The sequence below is a fragment of the Mesorhizobium sp. M4A.F.Ca.ET.020.02.1.1 genome (assembly GCF_004022645.1).
Lineage (GTDB): Bacteria > Pseudomonadota > Alphaproteobacteria > Rhizobiales > Rhizobiaceae > Mesorhizobium.
This window is the reverse complement of the sequence record NZ_RZOI01000746.1, coordinates 1-2,867: the sequence shown is the minus strand read 5'-3', so window position 1 is coordinate 2,867 and position 2,867 is coordinate 1. Positions and strand designations below refer to the sequence as shown.

The following is a 2,867-nucleotide window of genomic DNA, read 5'->3' as shown; positions in this document are numbered from 1 at the left end:
GGTCGAGAGCGTCAACGCGCTGCGCGCCACCCGCAGCGGCGCCGCACCCGTGCTGAAGAAATCCGGCCAGCACAACTGGATCCATCGACTGCCGTTGAAGATGCGCTTCCGCGCCTCGAAGCTGTTCGTCAGCGTCATCCCGGTGCTCGGGCTCGGCGCCGGCATCGGCTTCCTGTCGTCGATCATGGGTGTGGGCGGCGGCTTCATCATGGTGCCGGCGCTGATCTATCTCCTGAAAGTGCCGACCAACGTCGTCATCGGCACCTCGCTGTTCCAGATCATCTTCACCTCGGCCTACACCACGCTGGTGCACGCCACCACCAACCAGACGGTCGATGTGATGCTCGCCTTCCTATTGATGGCGGGCGGTGTCGCCGGCGCGCAATATGGCGCCAAGGCCGGCCAGAAGCTGCGCGGTGAGCAGCTCAGGGCATTGCTGGCGCTGCTGGTTCTGGCCGTCGCCATCCGCCTGGCGATCGATCTGTTCGTCACGCCGCCCAATCTCTATTCGCTTTCCGCGGCGGGCCTGAGCTGATGGCGGGGTGGAGGGGGTTCGCGGCCGCTGCCTTGCTTCTGCTCGTCGCGGCCGCGTCGCCGACGGCGGCCCAGACGCCGCCGGTCGAAGGCATCCAGATCGGCCTGTCGACCGACGCCGTCTCGATCACCGCCGGGTTTTCCGGCGCCGACCTCACCATCTTCGGATCGCTGGAGAATCCCGATCCGCTGGTTGCGCGCCAGGGGCGCTACGACGTCATCGTCGTGCTCGAGGGCCCGCCGCGACCGGTGGTGGTGCGGCGCAAGGACCGGGTGCTCGGCGTCTGGATCAATCTGGAGTCGGAGACGTTCGAGAATGTGCCGGTGTCCTATTCGGTGGCCACGACGCGGCCGCTGCAGGACATAACCGAACCGAACAGCTACAAGCAGCTGTCGCTCGGCTCGGCCAACCTCTACATGAAGCCCGCCGACGAGACCGACAGCCCGGCGACGATCGAGGAGTTCACCGCCGCGCTGCGAGATCGCAAGAAGGCGACTGGGCTCTACAGCGAAAATGTCGGCGGCGTGCAGTTCCTGTCGCAGAACCTGTTCCGCGCCACGGTTAGGCTGGCGCCCGACGTTCCGGTCGGCACCCACAAGGCGCGCGCCTTCCTGTTCAAGAGCGGCATGTTCATCAAGGAAAGCTCGGCCCAGCTCGAAATCCGCAAATCCGGTTTCGAGCAGTCGATCTTCCGCGTCGCGCACGACTATTCCTTTCTCTACGGCGTCTTCGCGGTATCGCTCGCCATGCTGACCGGCTGGCTGGGGCGGCTGGTCTTCCGCAAGGATTGATCTCCCCGGGAAAAGAGGCTTTCCCTTTTTTCGATGATGCGATAAACCGCCGCCTCCCAAGGCAAACACGCACATTCAATTCGGCAGAACGGTCCGGCCATCCGGACGTCCGCGCCTTTGCCGGCGCCGGCGATCCGCTGCGACGAACCAATGACAGGAGGCTGCTATGCAATCAGCATTCGGCGGCATCGATTTCGGCACGTCCAATTCCACCGTGGGCGTGATCCGGAACGGGCAGGCGCGACTGGTAGCGCTGGAAGGTGAACAACCTACATTGCCAAGCGCCGTCTTCTTCAACTTCGAGGACGGCCATACCTATTTCGGCCGCCGTGCTATCAGCGACTACACCGACAGCATCGAGGGGCGGCTGATGCGCTCGCTGAAGAGCGTGCTCGGCAGCTCGCTCGCTCACGAGAAGACCCGCATCAAGGCGCGCCTGATCGGCTTCACCGACATCATCGGTTTCTTCATCGCCCATCTGAAGAAGCGCCTCGAAGAGGACGCGCGCGCTCCGGTCGAGACCATCGTGCTCGGTCGGCCCGTACAATTCGTCGACGATGACGCCGAGGCCGATGCGAGGGCGGAAAGTGAGCTTGAAAAGGCGGCGCGCGCCCAGGGGTTCAAGCACATCGCCTTCCAGTTCGAGCCGATCGCGGCGGCGCTCGACTACGAGCAGAAGGTTGCCCGGGAGGAACTGGCGCTGATCGTCGACATGGGCGGCGGCACGTCCGACTTCTCGGTGGTGCGGGTCTCGCCCGAGCGCGCCCGCTCGAACGATCGCAAGGGCGACATCCTGGCCAACCGCGGCATCCATATCGGCGGCACCGACTTCGACCGGCTGCTAAGCATCGCCCACATAATGCCCGAACTCGGCTATCTTACGCCGACCAAGGACGGCAAGCGCAATCTACCGGCGAGCTATTTCATCGACCTGGCGACCTGGCAGCGCATCAACCTCGTCTATACCGCCAAGGCGATGACGGACCTGAAGCAAATCCGCTTCGAGGCCGAGCGCGCCGATCTCGTCGGCCGCTTCATCCATATCGTCGAGCACCGCTACGGCCACGCGCTGGCGGGCCTGGTGGAAAGGGCCAAGATCGCGCTGACGGATCAGCCTGCCGCCGAGGTGAAAGTGTCCCTGCCCGGCGCACGCTTCGCAGCCGAGATCACGCGCGCCGGCCTCGAGGCAACGATCGGGGCCGACATCGACCGGGTGACCGAGACCGTGAGGCAGACGATTGCGGATGCCGGTGTTGACACTTCCGCCATAACTGCCGTGTTCCTGACCGGTGGCTCGACAGCGATCCCTCTCGCCAAACGCCAGATCCTCTCGCTGGTGCCGCAGGCCTCCGTCATCGAGGGCGACATGTTCGGCTCGGTCGGGCTTGGACTGGCGCTTGATGCGCAGCGGAAATTCGCCTGAAGCCCTTCTTCCCGATCAGCCCCTGTCCGCCGGCGGCAAGTCCGCCTTTCCCAAATGCGCCCGCAGCGCCGTCTGGGCGAGGCTCGGCTGGCGGTCGCGGTGGGTGATGATGGCGAAG

Annotated in this window: 3 protein-coding genes; all 3 read left to right on the top strand. The window is 64.9% G+C overall.

The genetic code is table 11. The features are described from left to right. Positions 1-535: sulfite exporter TauE/SafE family protein (locus tag EN742_RS30390; protein WP_148670366.1), on the top strand; the 535-nt coding region annotated here is incomplete at its 5' end. Continuing rightward, complete coding sequence (locus EN742_RS30385) at positions 535-1,326, top strand: TIGR02186 family protein (protein ID WP_127407320.1); 792 nt, start codon at positions 535-537, stop codon at positions 1,324-1,326. The genes EN742_RS30390 and EN742_RS30385, both read left to right, overlap by 1 nt. Before the next feature lie 166 nt (positions 1,327-1,492). Then, positions 1,493-2,749 (top strand): Hsp70 family protein, encoded by a 1,257-nt coding sequence (locus tag EN742_RS30380; protein ID WP_128333632.1) that lies wholly within the window; start codon positions 1,493-1,495, stop codon positions 2,747-2,749. The last annotated feature ends 118 nt before the right edge of the window (positions 2,750-2,867 follow it).

Bases quoted from the DNA above. Each gene is read 5' to 3' on its own strand.
- EN742_RS30385 (WP_127407320.1), top strand. From the start codon at position 535: ATGGCGGGGTGGAGGGGGTTCGCGGCCGCTGCCTTGCTTCTGCTCGTC.
- EN742_RS30380 (WP_128333632.1), top strand. From the start codon at position 1,493: ATGCAATCAGCATTCGGCGGCATCGATTTCGGCACGTCCAATTCCACC.